Below are 19,553 nucleotides of genomic sequence, written 5' to 3'. Positions count from 1 at the left end.
TATTTTGCCATTTATCGGTCATTATATCTCATATTAAAAGCGCAATCTGTTTGTCTATATGCCCTTATGAATAAAATAAAAATTTTCTTCAAATACAATTGAAATATATTTTTATATTGATATAATATAATAAAATATATAGAATTATTTGCCATGCAATTTAGATTACGTAGCGCTCAAGACCCAAACAAGTTCTTCTGTGTTTACATCGTGTCCGAAGAAAAAAGAGATTACTCCTGGTGCGAAGGATACAATGTGCCAGATATCAACACATTGAGTCAAAACCTAGCTTTGGTGCCTGCAAACTATGAGTATTCTCCTCACAGCACGCTTATTATTGTAAGCCCTGAAGAAGCGTTAACTTTTGATCACTTTATATATATTGTGAAAGATGCATTAGAGTACAATTTGCATGTAACTTTCTCTGGTGCAAAGAAAAATGATTGCTTCTGCATTCCACCAGCATCTATCTGTGCATGCATTTCAGATATTTTACATGCTGAAGAATGTTTTAAGCAATTCCTGTTTGGAACTGTTGTTTATATCAAAGACCGTTGCCTTTCTAATGAAGAGAAACAATTATTGGCACAATGCGCAACAGACTATCAATTCACAATTCACTACGCAAGAGGTGAAGAGTATATTTCTACAAGGCGCTATAAGAAAAAAGCACACCCAAAGAAAACTTGGAGCGAATGGAGAGATTGTGAAGATCATTTCAAAAGCTGGAAAACACCTTGCGATGATCAACCTGAATATACATATGATGAAGGAAAATCACATCACCACCGCAAAAAAGTCGCTTGCAGCACAAAATGCTACGATGATTGTTTAGGTGAAAAATGGGTAAAAGAACCTTTGCATATGGGTCATGAAGGTTATGACCATGATGAAGAAGGAGACTGCTTCGCAAGTGAACATTGTTATGATGCGCCTAAAAATCCTGATGATTGCGGACTTTATACTCACCACAAAGGATGCCACAAACCAAAGTCTTCTCATTACGACTACGATGAAGGTAATGAATTCTATCCAAGTGAAGGTGGATACAATGAAGGACGTAAAAACTGGTTCTCAAACTGTAGCAATGGTAAATGCTCTACTGGTAGAAAATCCAAAAAACATCGTTATTAACAGAATCTTATGGTGAGCGCAGCGTAGTCATCCATGGATCACCACGCCGCTTCGCGCCTCGTGATGACGACTCTTCAACGAATTTAACCTTTCTTTAAGCTATCCTCCAGTTAAATACATTAAATCCAAATAATCCTATCTCTATGAAACTCACATTTCTAGGCGCGACTGAGGGTGTTACAGGTTCAAAATACTTGCTCGAACATAAAAAGTTGCGCATTCTTGTAGATTGTGGATTATTTCAAGGGGGTTATAAATTAAAAGAGCAGAATAAAGCGGGTATCATTCCTAGCCCTGAAACTTTGGATGCAGTTTTATTAACTCACGCGCATATTGATCATAGCGGCTACCTCCCTGCTCTTGTGAAAAGTGGATTCAAGGGCCCTATTTATTCCACAGAAGGTACATTTGAGTTATGCGCTATTCTCTTGCCGGATAGCGCGGATTTGCAAGGAGAAGAAGCGGAATTTTTAAGAAAAAAAAATATTGATCCTCATGCACAACCTCTTTATACGCAAGAAGAAGTACAAAAGACATTGTCAAAATTTCGTCTCATGAATTACCATACAGTTATTCCGTTATCAGAAGATGTGACTTTTTCTTTTATCCCAGCTGGTCATATTTTCGGAGCTGCAATGATTCAACTACATGTCAATCAAAAAATTTTTACGTTCTCTGGTGATTTGGGCGGGTTTAATGATTTCTTTATGCGCGCCCCAGACTTTATTCCCAAAACAGATATTCTAGTGATGGAGGCCACATATGGTGAACGCGCACATTATGAGGATAATCCAAAAGCTCATCTAGAGCGTGTGGTCAAAAGAGTTATCAAAAAGCAAGGTGTTTTAATTATTCCAGCCTTTGCAGTAGGCAGGACACAAGGTATTTTGTTTCTACTTTCAGAGCTCAAAAAAGAAAAGCGCATACCTGAAAATATCCCAATCTTTATTGATAGCCCTATGGCAACAGATGTCACAAAACTAATGTGTAAATACAAAAGCCAACATAAAATAGGCAGCGATGAAAATTGCAAGGTTGTAACCCATACAGCAGAGTACACAAGAAGTGTAGAGCAATCTATGGCATTAGATAAACTTACTGGTCCCCGCATCATTATTGCCTCTAGCGGCATGCTTTCAGGCGGACGTGTAACATTCCATTTGCGTAAATTAATAGAAGATCCTAAAAATACATTATTATTCACAGGTTATCAGGCCGTAGGAACATTGGGGCGAATCATTCAAGATGGCAAAGAGAAGGTGAGAATTTTTGGACAAGAATATAAGGTGAGGTTAGAAATTGATACTCTGCATATCTCAGGTCATGCTGATTATTTAGAGTTGATTTATTGGGTGGATCAAATGCATGAAAAACCTAAGCAAATATTTTTAACGCATGGCGATGAGAAAGCTGTTAACTCTCTGAAGAAAAAACTTGAAAAACAGTTTCCACATACGAAGGTTATTGATCCACAGATGTTGGAGAGTTTTGAATTATGAGACGCACGGAAACCGTCATCACGAGGCGCGAAACGACGTGGTGATCTATTGAGATAGCCCGCCTACGCTCTTTGAGCTTCGACGAGACATCCACTTCACACGCTCCGACTTGATGATAAATCATCTCGTCGTAGCTAAATTTTACCTTTGGTAAAATTAGCGAAGACGGATGGATGGCACGCCATGACGACTACCCAGCAATCATCACAATCGGCGCATGATCCGATGTCTTTTCTTTCCCACGCGTATCAACATCAATCTCAAACTTCTCAATTGCTTTAAACGTGCCAGGCGCCACCAAAATATAATCGATTCGCCAACCCTGTTTTTTCATAAATCCACGATTGCGATAATCAAAATACGTATACCCACTTACCTCTTTGTATCGCTGCACATCAATTAATCCTAAGTTCAGCAATTGATTTAATTTTTGCCGCTCTTTGATGGTAAAACAAATACCATTTTCATCTGGAAATGAGGTGTCTTCTTCTGTGAGCGCGACATTAAAATCACCTGCAATCACAAAAGGAACTTGCTTCTTTATATATGTTTCTAGATGTTGATATAAAGCATCATAAAAACTCAACTTATACGGATATTGTGAACTTTCAGGATCCTGTCCTTGTGGAGCATATATATTGATATAACTCACACCATCAACCATCACTTCAAGATATCGCTTATTTTCATCCTCAAAATTGGGTAATGATTTTATCCCCACGCCCTCAAATGGCTTTTTGGATAAAATCGCCACGCCATTAAAAGTTTTTTGCCCTGTATTGGCGATGTTGTAATGCAAATCTTCAAGCGCTTCATAAGGAAAATTTTGATCTTCGCATTTTGTTTCTTGCAAAAATAAAATATCGGGATTGTGTTGTTTGATTAGCTCGATCACTAATGGAAGACGGGCGTTGATGGAATTGACGTTCCAGCACACAAGTTTCATGGGCTTTTGTATTTTTTATTGCCGTTTTTATTGTGAAGGAAGTGGACTCTGTTTTCAACGCTTGCACACAGACCGTCATGCGTGGCGAAAACCGTCATCACGAGGAAATTATGGATGGCCACGCTACGCTCGCCATGACGGCGCCCGGAAGTCGTCATCACGAGGAGCGCAGCGACGTGGTGATCCATTATGGGGCCACACCGCCCACACTTACGCTACGGCGCGTTCGCCATGACGCACCCCCCCTTGCGCTTATAGTCTCTTCATAATCATGCAGCGAATCATCAAACGATGATCCAAGTGCGAATATGCATACCCACGAATATGTGGATCATCATCTGTCGTGCCATATTTACGAATCTCCGCTTGTTGCGCAAAAGAGCAGTTATATTCCAGCGACCATATCACATTACCATTCACAAACATGGCGCCTAAGCCACCTGATATGCCCATCAACCAGAACGGATCTCCATCTTTTTTTGGAAATTCAAATTGCTTCTCTGTTGTAAATGCGGAGCGATCTTCTTTCATAAATGGTGGATGTTCATTTCTCACGTTATACTTCAAATTCATAAGCGTGAACATGCCGCCAACTTTTGCATACACGCTGGTGTATGGATTCAACTCTTTTCCAATAATGAATGATGGATTGATATTCACCTTAAGATCAACATCTACCTGACCGTAATTCGTTTGCGCAACCTCTTTTTGCTTATCTTGCTCAACTTGTAACTTATAATGCACGGCGTACATGGGCTTAAATGCCGCGACTTCTATGCCGACAAACACTTGCCCGGAAAAGCTTTTGATATAACCAATGCTTGCACCAAATACGGGAGATATTTTGTTTTCTGGGTAGGCTGCGCCTTCTTGCTCTACCCACTCTTTCGCATTGCTTGCGTCTTGTTCGCTGTTGTAGACAGGCTTATCACCTCCTTTTGGAATGAAAGGACTTGCACCTTCAAAAAATACCATAAGCTCTTTTGTAAGCCATGCTTTATATTTTTCCATTGTCGCCTTAAGATGCTTTTGTCTCTGCACGTCAGCATTTTTTAAAGCTTCTAAGGCATTATCAACCAACCCCTTTAACCTTATATTTCTATCTCTATTTGAGGCCCGCGCTACATCATTAATTGCAGTTCCAACAGCAGCCGAAACAACATTTAACTTACTTATTCCGTTATCTAATATTTCTTTAAAGTAGCCTAAATTTCCCTTAGCTTTTTCCTCATCTGCGTCTTTAAAAATATCTTTAAAATATTGTTTGTTATTAGCATCTATAGGATCTCCAAATCCCAATTTTTCAGCATCTTCCCCCAATTGGTTGGTCATTGTATCTAAAGGTCTGTATATTTTAGCATAGCCATATTTATCTGCACCTTCTGAACTCTTATCCCCTCCCCATAACTCTCCTGAAAGCGAAAAACCGGCTGGGTTGGTCGTTTTGTCGTATTTACTTATGCTTTTATCATACGCATTAGCTACATCCTGCTGAATCTCTTTTAATTGAAAAGAAGCTCGCTTAGCATTTAAGGCATTTGCAGATGGAAGCTCAATAGAATCTAGTGTCGCTTTATCTCGCAATTCTCTGCTAATCCATTGATCTACAAAATCTTCTGCATCCCACTGCGACTTATACGTATCCTTCGGCGTCTCACGCTTATACTCATGCGTCGCACGGTTCCACATACCACCCACATACAGGGCGAAAAATGGGCCTTGAATCTTCGTGTGCAGAAATAAAAGCATGAGTGAATTACAACACGTGTATATTTATTTTGTGCATAGAAAAAAAACCAACACAACTGTTGGATGTAACTGCACAATCGTCATGGCGAGATTTTCGAAGAAAATCGTGACTATCCATAATGGATAATGGATCACCACGTCGCTACGCGCCTCGTGATGACGATTCTGAGCGCGTCATCACGTCATTGCGAGCGTTCGATAGAACGCGTGGCAATCCATGGATCACCACGGAGCGAAGTTCCTCGTGATGACGACTTCCGGACGCCGTCATGGCGAGCGTAGCGTGGCCATCCATAATGGTTCACCACGGGACTTCGTCCCTCGTGATGACGGTAAGTTCACACCCCTCGTGATGACGGTAAGTTCACGCTCCTCATGAGGGCGCGAAATTATACCATATCTCTATCCACTTCACACACACGAAAAAAATCAAAACAACTTTTCAACTTATTTTCTTTTAAATTTGAGAAATATTTTATATAATAGGGGTATAATATCGCGCCGTCATGGCGAGTGCAGCGTGGCCATCCATAATGATCACCACGAGACTTCGTCTCTCGTGATGACGATTCTCTGAGCATCGTCATAGCGAGATTTTCGTAAGAAAATCGTGGCCATCCATGGATCACTCCATCGCTCCGCTCCTCGTGATGACGCCTTACTCAACGGAGAAAAATGAAATTCGCCCTATCCGCCCCATTAAATTTCTTTTTATTTGCGGTGATGATCACACCTGTGGTGATGTTATTTTTTCTTGATGATGACAGTGTATTAAGAATGTTACGCATCCTAAGTTACATCAATTTCTCTAACATATTCTTTTTTGTATTAATCCCTTTGTTTACCCCTTATAAAAATGTTCTTGGAGATGACAGCCCCTCTTGGGTCGATATTTTAACATACGCACCTGCTGTATTCTATGGATTCGAAGCACAAAGAGGTGTAACACTTCAAGAATTTCTAACAGGAAAAACTGAGCAGAATGAGGCTACGGGATGACACCTATAACAACCGCAATTATTAGACTAGCTGCATCCGTTGCGTTAATGAGATTGATCACTCTCAATGGTCACAAATCACATCCTATTATCATGTACCTCACACTGCTTTTATCAGGACTTGGTTTTGGAGAATCTACCACTGTTTTGGTAGCTTACGCCACAAGAAGGACTTAGCCCGCCTTTGAGTTTCGGTGAGGTATCTGCTTCGCACGCTAAAACCTCCAGAAAAATTATTTTCTCATCTCGTCATAGTTAAATTTTGCTCCGCAAAATTAGCGAAGACGGATGATATATTTTGAAGCGCCTTGCGATAACATAGGCAATGAAATTAAAGCCCAAACCTACAACTAAACTACTAATATCTGTTGCGCTCTCAATATCCATAACATCCCAGATTGCCATCACAGCAACTGTAAACGCTGCAATCAGATAAAAATGCGATGTTGAAATTGTGCGATTAAAATATATACCGATCAAAGGCATTAAAAATATCGGACCCCAGAATTTATAGATAAATAACAACATATCAAATACTGATGCGTTCACCCATAAAGCAAAGAAAAGCGCGATACAACCAAACGTGATTGTAAGATATCTCGCTGCTTTTAAGTCATCTATTTTAACTTCAAGAGGTTTCAAAATATCATTCACGAAGGTTGCGGCCGCCATATTTAAATAACTATCAGCTGAGGATAAAATTGCCGCAATCAATCCAAGAACAATGAGCACGTTTAAGGAAAATGGCGTGGTCATAAGAAAGTTATTTAAAATCCCACCTGAAACATCTGTATTAGATGCAGCAAGGCCTATGCCCCACAAATTTGAAACTGCAGCAAAAATCACAATAAACACAGCTGAGACAAAAAAACTATTTCTTGCTTCACGGTTGGATTTCGCCATATTGATTCTTTGAATAATCGGAGGAATTAAAGCATCTCCAAATAAAAATCCTAAGAAAATGCAAGTTACTTTCGCATAAGAATAATTATCCAAAACACGCCAATGTTGATCTGGGACATGCAACATAAAATTATGCATACCACCAAATTCTCCAACAATGTAGAAAAGTGCCAATGGTATGCCAATGATCATCAGCAAGAACTGTAAAACATCTGTCCAAACAACCGCTTTTATTCCACCAAAATAACAATAAAATACAACTGTCACAACATTCACGATTGTTAAATGCGTGCGCGACAAAGGAATGAAAGGTTCCAATACCAATCCCATAGAATAACTCATAGCGGTAATAATCCCTAAGCTATAAATCACCCACATCACCCCAACAAAAATTTTTGCAAATTTTCCGTAATGTTGCTCAAAAATATCTCCAACTGTTAAGGCCTTCATTCGTTTTGGCGCAATGAACATACCAACCAATATAATTTGAAGCGGAAACCCTAAGAAACCAATTAAAGGTGCTATGCCATGATGAAAACCTTTTTCGATGTTTCCAATGATAGATCCACCACCGATAAATGATGCAACAATTGTGCAAATTAAAGGAAAAAAACTTGTGGGCACAACTGTAAAACCGCTGAGATCCTTAATATTTCGGCTCGTAATAATGCCTACCAAAATACAAACACAGATTAACCCGAGCAATGCAAATAGCATGAATATATCTAAAAATTAATTCACATTTAATTTAAACGATTTATAAATGGATTGCAACATTATGCGTCATCCTGAGGAGCGGAGCGACGAAAGGACCTCCTACGGCATACTCTGCTTGTTTAGAAGATCCTTCGCCTGCGGCTCAGGATGACGATGTGACTTCAACCACCGTCCTCGGCAAATCTTTTACAGACCCTTTCTGCGCTAAAAACTCTTCTTGAACCACAGCATCACTTTTCACTTTCACAACAATCGCATTTTCTTTTACTTCTCTTACTGTCTGTAACGCGCTTTCTCGTAACGCATAAGGCGCATCTTTATGTACAGCAAATGTAATCACAGTTAAAAAAGGCGTCATACTATATTCCACAACCTTTCCTCTTTTATCTCCCATCACAATTTCATCATCTAAGGTTACGTCTAAAAATGGCACTTGAACTGTTATGAATTCGCAACGACACTGAAGTAAATGCATACGAAATAACATCTTCTTGATATGCGCTTTCCATTTTTCCCCTTCTAGCGTATCTAAAAATGCTTCTCCATAAGCCTGTGCAATATGAAACACTAATTCTTCTGTTTGATCACTCTTATAATCCAGCTTATATTCCAACGATTCCTCTGTTGGTGTTTTATGTTTTATTGCATGATAAAAAGGTCCTTTTTGTCGTATCTTTTTCAAATATGTTTTGCCATCGTATGGACCTTTGATTTCTAGCTCTTCTGAACTGTGCAATCCATGAACAGGAGTATATGTGTCAATATGCGGCCCAATATATGGCATGAGATCCATCATAATATTCTGCTCATAAATCCATTTTGCGGTTACTGTTGCTTTGAGATTGTGTGGACGCTTTGTTTGAGACAGTAAAATTGGCCCTTCAATCTTATGTGTGCGTAACCCTGTAACAATATGCGATAATTCAACTTTTTTTGTGCGACGATTAAAATGCCAAGTATGTTCTGTATCTTCAAGATGAGAATTGGGATGATCTGGATTGCCAAACATAACCTCTTTTGATGCAGTAGTTGGATTTTGAAATGGCATTACATACTCTAAAATCCGTATATCATCTTTGACCATAATATTAGATAACATGCCTTCAAACATGCTTAGAATTTCGATATGTTCTCTATAAGGCGCATGTATAGGTTTTTGGATAATCAGTTTGGGTGGATGATTTTCTTTTTGTGACAGTGTGGCGCTTAGAACAACGGGATCTTTGATAATAAACATTTACATTTCCTTACTTCGTCATTCTGAGCCAAACCCCGTCATTCTGAGCGTAGCGAAGAATCTTTCCAAGTTAATCTCAGGATGACGGGGTCTAATTCGGGATAACGACCTGTCTATAATCCTCATTCTATTGCTATAAACCAACCTCATATAAAAAAATACGTGTACTTGGGCTATTTTTTGTCTATACTAACCTCAAGGAGAGGTGTCCGAGTGGTTGAAGGAGCACGCCTGGAAAGCGTGTATACGGGTTTCCCCGTATCGAGGGTTCGAATCCCTCTCTCTCCGCCGATTATACTTCCGTCATCCTGAGCCGAAGGCGAAGGATCTTCTCGAGTCCACCTCAGGAAGGTCCTTCGATCGCTACGCTCACTCAGGATGACGGAGTGTAATTATTTCTGAAAAACAGGCGCGCCTGGCACATGCGTGAAAACAGGATTTTCTTTTACATGACTAAAATAGCGCATTAAAAATCCTGAGCATGTCATATATGTCATTTGATCTTTATGTTTTAATACAAATGCGATCGCAAGATGAGATGGGATTACATCATTCATTTTATTGTCGCTGCATTTTCGAATTCTACTTAAATCTTCACTCTCTATCAAAATACGTTCATCCACGTAATACTCAATCTTAACGGATGTTGGTCCAAATTCTTTAGAAGGAAAATCCCCTTTTACAGCACCATATTCATGCACCACACGCCCCTCAGGTGCAGGAAATTTTTTATATTTATACACATATCCTGCCAAATTTGCTTCTGCATTTTTTAAAGCCTCGGACACTTTTTGGTAATAGATTCGCTTTTGGATGATATTGGATGTGGATAAAACCATAGACATAAGAACACCCATAATGATGAGGCACACACTGATTTCAATGAGGGAAAAGGCTTTTAATTTTTGCATTTTTTGTTTTTAGTTTAGAGGAGCAAAACTTAAATGAAGATTAACGTCATCACGAGGAGCTTCGCTCGCCATGACAACATCTCAACGCAGAGAAGAGGTATTGCATCATTAACGCATTTGCTGAGATAATAAAGTAGTGTAATACATCTTAGAATATCGATGATTCTTTGGAACTTTTTATTAAATGCAAGCAATGGAGCAGTGACAAAAACTGACAAACCACAAGAAAAGAAAACCCTTATATGCGGCAAAAAAACCTTTAAAGACGGTGAAGCAACATTAAAAATTGGCGGAATTCTGACAACAGAAGCAAGTCTAGCAACGCAGAAAAAACCAGAAAATGCGGATGATCGCCAAAAACCCGCTCTGGCAACTGGAATTCCTGAAGCAAAAGTAAACTTTGATGGAAACTATAAAGCTAATAATAGCGATTGGAATACCGGTTTTGTTATGAGATTAGATATTTCTAACGACACTTCCAAACCAGGTGAAAAGAAAATATTTTCTTATGTAGATAAATTGTATGCAAAATTTGAAAATAAGAACTACGGAACATTCCACTTTGGACAAGTGAAAGATGTTATCAACGAATGCGATGCAAAATTAGCGCAAGGCAATATGCCGACTGTATGGATTGATGGCGGACTTGAGCACCACTTTGCCGAAGATTTAGGAACAGCAGTAGACAACACAGGAAGTCGTTGGTACAAAGCAAATGATCTTGTTGGACAAACAGGATATTCTATGAAAGTGAACTATATTTCACCTGAGTATAAGGGTTTTAAGGTTGGTTTGAGCTATGCACCAACAGAAAGCTCTTTTGCGAAACAAGGTAGAAGAAATGACATTGGAACAAACTATGTGACTGCACTTTTGATGTGGGGCAAAAAATCTGGCGATTGGAACTTGAAAGCAGCAGCAGCTGGTATTTATAGCAGTGACAGTCAAATGAATGTGACTTATAAAGATAAAGCAGACAAAGACCGTGAATTTAAAGTAAAAAGCGACGTTACGGTAGGCAAAGAAAAACTACCAGCAGGAACTAAAATTACAGGAACTTTTCAAGACGATGTAGAACAAAAAAGAAAACAGGACTATTCAGGAACAGCAGCTTACATGCTCAGTGGCCTTATTGGATATAAGTGCGTTTCTTTCGCTGTAGAGTGGATGGATGGTCGCGATTCCAAATTACCTATGTTAGACAAAAAACTTGGCTATCTAGAAGGTGCTAAAAAAGACTTTACAGAAAGCAAAGCAACGGCTGGTAAATCTCTTAGCATGAGCCTTGCATGGCAAGTGAATTCAAAGCATCGCTTAGGTTTAGGATATCAAACATCCTGGAAGAAAACAGCACAAAAAGAAGATGGTGATAAACCAGACACATTGAAAATTGGAACAGTAGGATACGCTTACCAAATGAGAGAAAGTCTGACTTGGTATACAGAAGGCAATGCTGTTTGGAGTCATGAAGGACTAAAAGAAGAAAAAGATAGAAAAACAAATTACGTCATTGCAACAGGCTTCCGTTTGGAGCTTTAATTTTATGACTAAGGGGATTAAAGCGCCGTCATGGCGAAGCGCGTTAGCGCTGTGGCCATTCATGGATAGCCACGACACCCTCTTCGAGGTCTCGCTATGACGACTCCCATCGGCTCTATTGCCCTCTATCAACCTGAAATCGCACAAAACGTCGGAACAATTATCCGTCTCGCGCAATGTTTTGATATGAGTATTGATCTCATTCACCCTTTAGGATTTATTTTTTCAGATGCGCAACTTAAACGCGCTGGTATGGATTATGTTGCCAGAGCGAAAATCGAACATCATCAAGATTTTCATGATTTCACACAGAAGAAAAAAGATCGCATTGTGTTATTTGATACCAGTGGCAAGACTTCACTTTACGATTTTCGTTTTCGCAAAACTGACATACTGCTTTTTGGAAAAGAAAGCACGGGTGTACCGCAAAGCATTATGGATGCTTGTCAAGAGGTTGTTCGCATTCCTATCAACGACCGATCTTTAAATCTAGCCGTAAGTGCTGGCATTGGCGCAGCAAGCTATCGTAGACAATTTCGTTTAGAATCTTGAATCCAAGAAAATAAATTCCTATATTAAAATACTGACTATTTTTTATATGATTATGTTCTTTATTTTTAACCTTATTGCCGACGTTTGGGATTGTATCTCAAGATTGGAAGAGTTAGAAACGCGGTCAGATATTAACTTGGCCGCCCCTTTTTTTGAAGCTAAAAAAGAAGAATCTCGACCAGCCCAATACCTCAAAATTGCGCAAGATCTATTGCAGTATACAAAACAAGGAGATTGTATAGCGCCTTTTTTTCTTCAGTGGATGAAAGAAAATTCAAAGCTGGATGCATCTATAGATTTTCAATTAGATACATCTAAAATTCCCATGCATCTCGCGCAAGGGCAGCAAGCTAAGTATTGCTTTGAAACATATTTAGAACTATTTAAAACTTTAAAAGAAATGAGTGAACCGCAAGTTTATACCGTACATGCTAGAGTTAATCCTCAAAAACTTGAGCAACAGATGCGTGAGAGAATAAACCGCAAATTCGCCGCACTCGATGAAAAATTAAAGGAACACGCGCGTCAGCAAAACCCTATTGCGCAAATTTTAAAGGCTAAACTCTTTCAGCATAAATACACCTTGTTGCCAAATCAACGCTTCAACGCTTGCCTTAAAAACATGCTAACAATGTACAGTCTAGCGGTCTTAAAATCAAACTTGTGGGCCGTTAGAGAATTTGGATTAATCTATCGAAACCATCCAGAATTGTTAGAAAAATTCTCTAAGGACTCGCCCGCTATCAATGAGGGCAAAGAGGCTTACAATGAAGAGAGGTTAGCACAAAAAAGTGCTGCAGATTTAATTGAAGAATACACAACACAACTTGAAGAGCGCATCCTAAAAACTGGCGTTTTAGAGTTAGAAGAAACTTTAGTATATAAACTCCAGAAATGGAAGTTTGCTCTTTGCATGCAAGGAGAACATGATCCATTTTTTATGACTGTGCAATACCTTGAATATGACGAAACAAAATGGGGGAAGCAGCCCCGTATGTCTCTTACTCAATCTATAACAGAGGCGAGAAAATGGTTTAATATTGGTGTAAAAAAAGCATCTGAACCGTCTCAATTATGCTTATATATTTCTAGAAGCCTAAAATATAATCACGCAAAAACCAAATTAGAAAAATTACTTAAACATCAGCTTGATCTGGAAATTCTTGCTTACACCTTAGAAGAGCAAAATTCTGTCGTGATGCTCTTAAGCCAAGCGCAGCAAAATAACCGAACTGAAATGCTTTTAGCGTATGAAAAATTACACCAAGAATTTCCCGTAGAATTCCATGCAGCGTTTTTTATGAACGAAATCGGATGCGTTTATGAACAAAAAAATGATTTGGAAAAGGCTGCATATTTTTATAGAAAAGCGCTTGAAGCTGACCCTGCCTCTCCAACAATCCAATTTAATGTTGCGCACCTTAAAATTAAACAAGCTCGCGCAGCAAGTTCTTTGAAAGTATCTATGCCTGATAATTTCGATGATGAAACCATAGAATTACTATTCCGATCTGCTAAATCAGGAGATAGGGACAGCTTGGCTCTTCTTACTGAATATGCAACTAGAAAGGCAGAACACAACGCACCCTATGCGTCAAAGTTTGATGTCATTTTATTTATTGATTTACTCATCTCCTCGGAAAGTGAGATTATAAAAGATAAAGAAACAGGCATAACAAGAGATATAGAACAGTTTACAGATTGGATAAGACACCAACATGTAACGAATGAGAAAAAATTAATAGACGTCACTTCTTTAACAATACCTCATGAATCCTCAGAAAGGCCTGAAATACAACAAAGAGCCTGGGATAAATTATTAGAGCTAGGGCAAAAATTAGTGAAAAATTTAACCTTGGAAGACTTTAAGCAAATGCATAAATTAAAATCCATCTTAGCAGGAAAAGATGGGACGGTTGCTGTAAAGCAGGGCGCAGGTTCTAGAATAAATATTGAGAGTGAAACTGTTCATGAGACCCACAAAAGAGACAGAATGTCTAGAAAAGGGCAGAATGATATTGCAAAAGAAGTTCGAGATGCAATACAGAAACTTGAACAACTTATTATCAGAGAAAAAATCTAAGAAGTAACATAGCAAAAGAACATACCATAAATAACAATTTAGAGCCCAAACCCCCTCTCTGTGCGATATCAACCCTTCTTACACAAGCAAACAAAATGCTTCTTTATCTACAACATCACCACCCACTCTCTTCCGTGCATAAAACTCAACAAACGGTTTCATAGAATATGGGTCACGGATTAAAGAAAATCCGAGACGATCAACAATTTGGTATCCTTCATAAAATGACCCAAAGATAATTGTATTGTCTTTTTCAAACTCATCACATATCACAATCGGATAACCTAACAATGTCACAGGCGCAGATTCTTGCAAACTGTTTTGAAACAAGAAATGTCCTGTATGTGGATCTTTCAGCGTTTGAACCAAAGCAAGTGCTGCGCGCGACATCGCAAAACAAGCGGTTCTTAGATATTTTGGCTTTAAAGATAAGGTCGCTTTAATAAAAGATTCAACCACTCTACCGCCATCAATTTTCAAAAAATCTTTGCTATACGTTGTGATACCTTTTGGTTTATTATTGCCATCACCATATGTGAACGCTTCATTTTCTGTTTTTGCCATTTTATATGCGATTTGTTCTAACAGCCATGGCTCTAAATCAATCATCGCATCTTCCAATAACTTCTGAGTTACAACAGGTTTTGCATACAATTCATGCACATCAATCTTTTGCTTTTTAAACATCGGAGATTTGGTTACTCTTCTTTCCTCTGTTTCTTGCACCCATCCGCAATCTGCATCTTGCTCATTACTTAATAACTCATATGAATCTGTTGAAATTGTTTCAACACGTGCAACCTTGCGAATAGGCGATATATCTTCCAACATAGTTTGAAAACGTTTTGCGATATGGTGTGGCACAAGATGCCACCCTTTTCATCCTGCCCGGTTGATAGACTTAATGAAACTCCTCTTGCGAAATCGCTGAATTCTGCTGCATCAGCTTCTGGCTTTTCTACTGGCATGTTTTTTTCCTCCTATATGTTTTGCGATATGAATCATAGATTCATAGTTTATCTGAACATGCAAGATGGCTTTACTCAAACATTTTAGCCTATAAATTAAACTTATTCTGTTAAATATACATTGAAAGATTGACCTTCAAAAATAAGTGTGTGAATCTTCTTTAGAACGTCTTATACCGAAACTGATGTTTTGCATCTTTTTAAACGCAACAGAAATGCCTTACTCAATTGAGCAATTTCAAGCTGATTTATCAACTTTATCTCAACACAAAGATGAGCAACGAGCTAGTGAAATTTTAAAGCGCATGGATGAACTGCCCCAAAGTGAATGTAATAAAATTCTCAGAGAAAAAATAACAGCAATAGAAACCAAAATAAACTCTGAAAGATCAGAATTACACTCCATTTCACAATCTTATGAAAGTGATCATGAACCAGATGTGGCTGGTGCTCGTTGGGGAGATCGAGAGCAAATGGTACAAGAATTGTGGCGACACCAGGCTACAGCTCGGTTTCGCAAAGCAGAAAGACGAGAGGCTCAAGCCCGAGCTAACCAAGCGGAACGTGATTGCGCTTATAAAATTCAAAAATTAGAAGAAGAAAAAACTTTTTATGAAAGATATCTACCAGAAACTCGCTTCTTCTGTGCAGTTCAAGAAAATGACTTAGAATCTGTCAAAAAACGCTTAACAAGTGGCGCTCTATCAGAAGAACATATAATACAAGGATACAAAAAGGCATTGGAAAAAGAGCTAGATGACGCTTCAGAATTTCTTAAGTTGATAGGTGGCCATATTAAATCAGACGGTTTATTTCAAGCTATTTTAGAAGCGGAAAAATCAAAACGCACAGCTATCAGAGAAGAAGTAGATGCAATGTTAACAAAGTTTCAAAAGCAGAAAACTGAAGAATTTTATGCGAAATTTAAAGATGTTAAAGCATTAGAGCAAGCTGTCAAATCTAAAGATGAAGAAACCGTTAGAAGATTTATAAATGCAAAACAGCTTAAAAAAGACGTTATATGTTCCGCAATATTAAGCGCTTTAGATATCGATACACTAAAATCTGCAGACGAGTTAAAATCCATTCGCGACAACATAGCAAGAGAAGATCATCCATCTATCACACTTCTTCCTCAACGCTACCGAAGGACTTTCCAAGAAGAAGTGCTAAAAGCACTCGGAGAAAGAATTGATCATATGGAAATGATAGAGCGACAAAAAGCAGAGCGAGAAGAAATTTTAAAACTATATGAGGGTGCGCCAACAAAAGCTCTTCAAATATACAGAAAAATATGCGAGATAGATAGGCGCTCAATAGAGTTAAATGCACAACGAAAAATGACAAGGGTGGCTTTCGATGGAGTTATCAGCGAAAGATATAAATCTCATACCCCTAGCTATCAAGAGTTTCATCAGCAGTTAAAAACTGATTTAGAAACTTGCTTAAAATTATATCCTCAAAAATATCAGGAATTTATGCAAATTCTTCAAAATACATAAAATTGTAATAGAAAAAAGTTAATTTCTCACATTACAATCCCCAAACAAATATTTTTTTAAAAATATATATCATCGCTTGATCCAAAAAAGACAGAATTTTAACATTAATCAGGAGAATGGCTACAGTATCTCCCATGCCTCATTTTGCAATGTAAAGATTAGGAGGTTCAGATGAACGACAGTTTTATGCAACAAGCTCAAGAGTTACAACGCCGCATGGAAAAAGTGCAAAAAGAACTTGATAGCCATGAAGTCACAGGTTACGCAGCAGGCGGATTGATTGAAATGACAATGTCAGGAAAATTAGATCCACTTAGCATTCGCCTAAGCAAAGATGTTTTGAAAGATAAGGTTCCAGACGACGTTTTGGAAAAACTTGATTTAACAGAATTAGAAGATATGCTTTTGGTTGTGTTTAAAGATACGAAAAATCGCGTAGAAAAACATGTGCAAGAACGCATGAGCTCTGTTACAGGCGGATTGAATCTACCAGGACTCTAAGAAAGCGCACCGTCATGGCGAAGCCCCAAAGGGGTTGTGGCCATCCCTAATGGGTCACCGCGGCGCTACGCGCCTCGTGATGACGCCCTCCACTACACTTTAACCATTTATTAACACTTCTCACACTTATCAAACAGATCAAATTGTATTGGGTGTATATTATGATTTTTTACCTTACTTTAAATGCTAGCACTGCACCTGAGGCGGCAACGCCAGTTGTAACTCAAACTCCCGATAAAAGAAGTGATGACAGCTCGGATGATGACGTATATCTTGCTGCAGACAGTCGCGGCAGCTCAACAAGCGGCAATAGCACACACACCGCTTTACAATTAAGCCACCGTTCTGGAGAGCGTGACAGGAAAGTCGATAATGATGATTACAGTGATTTGGATGATGCAACAGCTGAGGAACTGTCTCCAAGAACATTGAATCTTATAGGAGAAAAAATATTCCCTATTAAAGATGTGCAAAGAGAATATGCAGAAGTAAAAACAGAGCTCAGATGTTTGATCGCTTGCAATGCAAGCCTAAAACTAGATGAGATTAACCCCCTTTTGGAAGAAATCTCACAGCAACCAACCCCTGTAATGCTTGTCCAGAATTTGAGAAAATTACTTGAATATTTTGTCAAAGCAAAAGTTGCCGCACCGAAACTAGCAAAACTTTTAGAGCTTTTAGAATCTGATTGATAGAATAATTTATATTTTACACGTCATTACTATATAAAAAAGGTTAGGCATATCATGATTTTATGTTTATTAAATGCAACGACTGATGCTGATCCAGCAACTGACCCCGCAACACCTAAGTACATAGAAGCAAAAAATGAATCTTTGAGGGAAACTTTAAATGCAGCGGCGGAAAATTTTTATATACTTTTTCCAAAAAGAGGAAGAACATCTTTGATTTTCCCTCAATTTATAAGTGATATGCTGGCTCATGAAAAGTTTATTGAGGACGTAGGTTTAAGAATGTTTGTAGACGAGCTAAGCAATCCAACAATAAAAGTTGAGAAATTTCTTTCAACTTTAAAAATCTTGCAAGAACACTTCAAAGTAAATATTAAGCGAGTGGAGCATCTTGATCAAATGATAATAATGATAGAAGCCGGACAAATCTCACACTTCTAAAGAAAGTGCATCATCCAAAATCTGCGTTAACCGCTCTAGTTCTTCTTTCTCAATATGCGGACCGCACCAAAAACGAAAACATGGTGGAGCAAAATGATTGCCGATGATATCATACACAAGACCTTTTTTTTCTAATAATTTTGAAACAACCAAATAATCATCGCGTGTCGAAAAATGCTTTACTGTCACGCAAGGCGCGGCACGAGACGTTGTTTTCATATCCTGTGATAAAAATTTCAATTCTTTTCTGGCGGCAACCCATTTTCTAATGATCTGGAAATTACGTGTCACGCGATCTGCATAATCATCTGGCAATGCATCTAAAGACCGCTTAAGATCTTCTAAAACCATAGTTGATTGTGTGTTGATGACATGCGCATCAAACACTTTTGTGTGTTTTCTTAAATCAAACAAATAAGGCATAGGACGATCTTTTGGAACGAAATTTTCCAATCGCTTTTGCGCCCTCTTTGATAGCACAATCATACCAATGCCTGCTTCAGCGCCAAGACCTTTTTGAAAAGAAAATCCCGTTGCATCAAGCTTTTTCCAATCAATATCATAACAAAATACACCTGTCGTTGCATCACAAATGGTCAGACCTTTACGCGTTGACGGAATCCAATTTAAATCTGGCACTTGAACACCATTAGCTGTATAAACATAACAAAATGTGCAGTCATGGTTCGGATTATATTTTTTGTAGTCAGGAGAAAAACCAGGCTTCTCACTATAATCATTATATGTTTTAATCTTCAGCTGCGTTATAATATCATCACGCCAAATACCACTGTATGCATCACAAGAAAAAATATCAACTGTCTTATGTCCAATCAAATTCCATAACAACATTTCCATAGCACCTGTTGCTGACCCTGCGACCAAAGCAACCTTATAATCCTCTGGAATGTGGAGCTTCTTTCGAATATCTGCAACAATTTCTTTGGTACGATCTGACCAATAACTTGATCGATGACTACGTCCAAAGGTCTCACGACTTTGATAAAAGATATTATTAAAAAGAGAAATTGCATAAGGTTTTTTTGTTGGTCCAGAACTAAAATATAGACTTTTTTTTTGGCGTAGGAATTTCATAGCATAATGAGCTTCTTAAAACTACTTCAGTGTAACAAATCAATATGAATGTTGTAAGCTGCTGTTGTGAAGAAAAACATTAAAGC

Annotated in this window: 17 protein-coding genes and 1 tRNA gene; 11 read left to right on the top strand and 7 right to left on the bottom strand. The window is 38.4% G+C overall.

Annotated features, from left to right (window positions below; genetic code table 11):
• Nucleotides 1-153: 153 nt before the first annotated feature.
• Together H6850_02280 and H6850_02275 are read left to right on the top strand one after the other, a co-directional pair.
• Nucleotides 154-1,134, top strand: coding sequence for a hypothetical protein (locus tag H6850_02280; GenBank protein USO02791.1), 981 nt, complete (start codon nt 154-156; stop codon nt 1,132-1,134).
• Nucleotides 1,135-1,277: 143 nt separating this feature from the next.
• Nucleotides 1,278-2,633 (top strand): MBL fold metallo-hydrolase, encoded by a 1,356-nt coding sequence (locus H6850_02275; protein USO02790.1) that lies wholly within the window; start codon nt 1,278-1,280, stop codon nt 2,631-2,633.
• Nucleotides 2,634-2,823: 190 nt separating this feature from the next.
• On the opposite strand, the gene xth is transcribed toward H6850_02275, so the two are convergent.
• Nucleotides 2,824-3,579, bottom strand: a complete 756-nt coding sequence (gene xth / locus H6850_02270) for an exodeoxyribonuclease III (GenBank protein USO02789.1) — start codon at nt 3,577-3,579, stop codon at nt 2,824-2,826.
• A 252-nt stretch (nt 3,580-3,831) separates the two neighbouring features.
• Entirely contained in the window at nt 3,832-5,328 is a 1,497-nt protein-coding gene (locus tag H6850_02265; protein ID USO02788.1) for a hypothetical protein, read from the bottom strand.
• Between the two features lie 675 nt (nt 5,329-6,003).
• Here H6850_02265 and H6850_02260 point away from each other — a divergent pair.
• Nucleotides 6,004-6,327 (top strand): hypothetical protein, encoded by a 324-nt coding sequence (locus tag H6850_02260; protein ID USO02787.1) that lies wholly within the window; start codon nt 6,004-6,006, stop codon nt 6,325-6,327.
• 254 nt (nt 6,328-6,581) lie between these two features.
• Here the strand turns inward: H6850_02260 and H6850_02255 are convergent, their stop codons facing one another.
• Together H6850_02255 and H6850_02250 are read right to left on the bottom strand one after the other, a co-directional pair.
• Nucleotides 6,582-7,946: a sodium:solute symporter family protein gene (locus H6850_02255; protein ID USO02786.1), complete on the bottom strand. Its 1,365-nt coding sequence runs from the start codon at nt 7,944-7,946 to the stop codon at nt 6,582-6,584.
• Nucleotides 7,947-8,088: 142 nt separating this feature from the next.
• Nucleotides 8,089-9,183 carry a hypothetical protein gene (locus tag H6850_02250; GenBank protein USO02785.1) on the bottom strand — a complete coding sequence of 365 codons (1,095 nt, stop codon included), beginning with the start codon at nt 9,181-9,183 and terminating at the stop codon, nt 8,089-8,091.
• Between the two features lie 199 nt (nt 9,184-9,382).
• Between H6850_02250 and H6850_02245 the strand changes: the two genes are divergently transcribed.
• Nucleotides 9,383-9,471, top strand: a tRNA-Ser gene (locus H6850_02245).
• A 104-nt stretch (nt 9,472-9,575) separates the two neighbouring features.
• On the opposite strand, the gene H6850_02240 is transcribed toward H6850_02245, so the two are convergent.
• Nucleotides 9,576-10,094, bottom strand: coding sequence for a type II secretion system protein (locus H6850_02240; GenBank protein ID USO02784.1), 519 nt, complete (start codon nt 10,092-10,094; stop codon nt 9,576-9,578).
• Nucleotides 10,095-10,253: 159 nt separating this feature from the next.
• On the opposite strand from H6850_02240, the gene H6850_02235 reads away from it, so the two are divergent.
• The 3 genes from H6850_02235 (at nt 10,254) to H6850_02225 (ending at nt 14,268) form a co-directional block, all read left to right on the top strand.
• The gene (locus tag H6850_02235; GenBank protein ID USO02783.1) at nt 10,254-11,633 is read left to right on the top strand and encodes a porin; all 1,380 of its coding nucleotides are present in this window, start codon (nt 10,254-10,256) and stop codon (nt 11,631-11,633) included.
• 96 nt (nt 11,634-11,729) lie between these two features.
• Nucleotides 11,730-12,185, top strand: a complete 456-nt coding sequence (locus H6850_02230; GenBank protein ID USO02782.1) for a tRNA (cytidine(34)-2'-O)-methyltransferase — start codon at nt 11,730-11,732, stop codon at nt 12,183-12,185.
• A 52-nt stretch (nt 12,186-12,237) separates the two neighbouring features.
• Nucleotides 12,238-14,268: a tetratricopeptide repeat protein gene (locus H6850_02225; protein ID USO02781.1), complete on the top strand. Its 2,031-nt coding sequence runs from the start codon at nt 12,238-12,240 to the stop codon at nt 14,266-14,268.
• Nucleotides 14,269-14,346: 78 nt separating this feature from the next.
• Here the strand turns inward: H6850_02225 and H6850_02220 are convergent, their stop codons facing one another.
• Nucleotides 14,347-15,099, bottom strand: coding sequence for a phage major capsid protein (locus H6850_02220; protein ID USO02780.1), 753 nt, complete (start codon nt 15,097-15,099; stop codon nt 14,347-14,349).
• Between the two features lie 322 nt (nt 15,100-15,421).
• On the opposite strand from H6850_02220, the gene H6850_02215 reads away from it, so the two are divergent.
• The 4 genes from H6850_02215 to H6850_02200 all read left to right on the top strand — a co-directional run bounded on the left by H6850_02215 (nt 15,422) and on the right by H6850_02200 (nt 18,372).
• Complete coding sequence (locus H6850_02215) at nt 15,422-16,738, top strand: hypothetical protein (protein USO02779.1); 1,317 nt, start codon at nt 15,422-15,424, stop codon at nt 16,736-16,738.
• A 171-nt stretch (nt 16,739-16,909) separates the two neighbouring features.
• A complete protein-coding gene (locus H6850_02210) occupies nt 16,910-17,239 on the top strand; it encodes a YbaB/EbfC family nucleoid-associated protein (protein ID USO02778.1) in 330 nt (109 codons plus the stop codon).
• Nucleotides 17,240-17,400: 161 nt separating this feature from the next.
• Entirely contained in the window at nt 17,401-17,931 is a 531-nt protein-coding gene (locus H6850_02205) for a hypothetical protein (protein USO02777.1), read from the top strand.
• A gap of 54 nt (nt 17,932-17,985) precedes the next feature.
• The gene (locus H6850_02200) at nt 17,986-18,372 is read left to right on the top strand and encodes a hypothetical protein (GenBank protein USO02776.1); all 387 of its coding nucleotides are present in this window, start codon (nt 17,986-17,988) and stop codon (nt 18,370-18,372) included.
• Here H6850_02200 and H6850_02195 read toward each other — a convergent pair.
• Nucleotides 18,361-19,467 (bottom strand): phosphoserine aminotransferase, encoded by a 1,107-nt coding sequence (locus tag H6850_02195; protein USO02775.1) that lies wholly within the window; start codon nt 19,465-19,467, stop codon nt 18,361-18,363. The genes H6850_02200 and H6850_02195 overlap by 12 nt on opposite strands.
• Nucleotides 19,468-19,553 lie beyond the last annotated feature (86 nt).

Source organism: Alphaproteobacteria bacterium, from assembly GCA_023898745.1.
Lineage (GTDB): Bacteria > Pseudomonadota > Alphaproteobacteria.
Note: the sequence above shows the minus strand (reverse complement) of the source record. Positions and strands in the feature narration are given on the sequence as shown.

What these genes read in the sequence shown, in the direction of transcription:
- H6850_02280 (USO02791.1), top strand. Translation starts at nt 154, where the DNA reads ATGCAATTTAGATTACGTAGCGCTCAAGACCCAAACAAGTTCTTCTGT.
- H6850_02275 (USO02790.1), top strand. Translation starts at nt 1,278, where the DNA reads ATGAAACTCACATTTCTAGGCGCGACTGAGGGTGTTACAGGTTCAAAA.
- xth (USO02789.1), bottom strand. Translation starts at nt 3,579, where the DNA reads ATGAAACTTGTGTGCTGGAACGTCAATTCCATCAACGCCCGTCTTCCA.
- H6850_02265 (USO02788.1), bottom strand. Translation starts at nt 5,328, where the DNA reads ATGCTTTTATTTCTGCACACGAAGATTCAAGGCCCATTTTTCGCCCTG.
- H6850_02260 (USO02787.1), top strand. Translation starts at nt 6,004, where the DNA reads ATGAAATTCGCCCTATCCGCCCCATTAAATTTCTTTTTATTTGCGGTG.
- H6850_02255 (USO02786.1), bottom strand. Translation starts at nt 7,946, where the DNA reads ATGCTATTTGCATTGCTCGGGTTAATCTGTGTTTGTATTTTGGTAGGC.
- H6850_02250 (USO02785.1), bottom strand. Translation starts at nt 9,183, where the DNA reads ATGTTTATTATCAAAGATCCCGTTGTTCTAAGCGCCACACTGTCACAA.
- H6850_02240 (USO02784.1), bottom strand. Translation starts at nt 10,094, where the DNA reads ATGCAAAAATTAAAAGCCTTTTCCCTCATTGAAATCAGTGTGTGCCTC.
- H6850_02235 (USO02783.1), top strand. Translation starts at nt 10,254, where the DNA reads ATGATTCTTTGGAACTTTTTATTAAATGCAAGCAATGGAGCAGTGACA.
- H6850_02230 (USO02782.1), top strand. Translation starts at nt 11,730, where the DNA reads ATGACGACTCCCATCGGCTCTATTGCCCTCTATCAACCTGAAATCGCA.
- H6850_02225 (USO02781.1), top strand. Translation starts at nt 12,238, where the DNA reads ATGTTCTTTATTTTTAACCTTATTGCCGACGTTTGGGATTGTATCTCA.
- H6850_02220 (USO02780.1), bottom strand. Translation starts at nt 15,099, where the DNA reads ATGTTGGAAGATATATCGCCTATTCGCAAGGTTGCACGTGTTGAAACA.
- H6850_02215 (USO02779.1), top strand. Translation starts at nt 15,422, where the DNA reads ATGTTTTGCATCTTTTTAAACGCAACAGAAATGCCTTACTCAATTGAG.
- H6850_02210 (USO02778.1), top strand. Translation starts at nt 16,910, where the DNA reads ATGAACGACAGTTTTATGCAACAAGCTCAAGAGTTACAACGCCGCATG.
- H6850_02205 (USO02777.1), top strand. Translation starts at nt 17,401, where the DNA reads ATGATTTTTTACCTTACTTTAAATGCTAGCACTGCACCTGAGGCGGCA.
- H6850_02200 (USO02776.1), top strand. Translation starts at nt 17,986, where the DNA reads ATGATTTTATGTTTATTAAATGCAACGACTGATGCTGATCCAGCAACT.
- H6850_02195 (USO02775.1), bottom strand. Translation starts at nt 19,467, where the DNA reads ATGAAATTCCTACGCCAAAAAAAAAGTCTATATTTTAGTTCTGGACCA.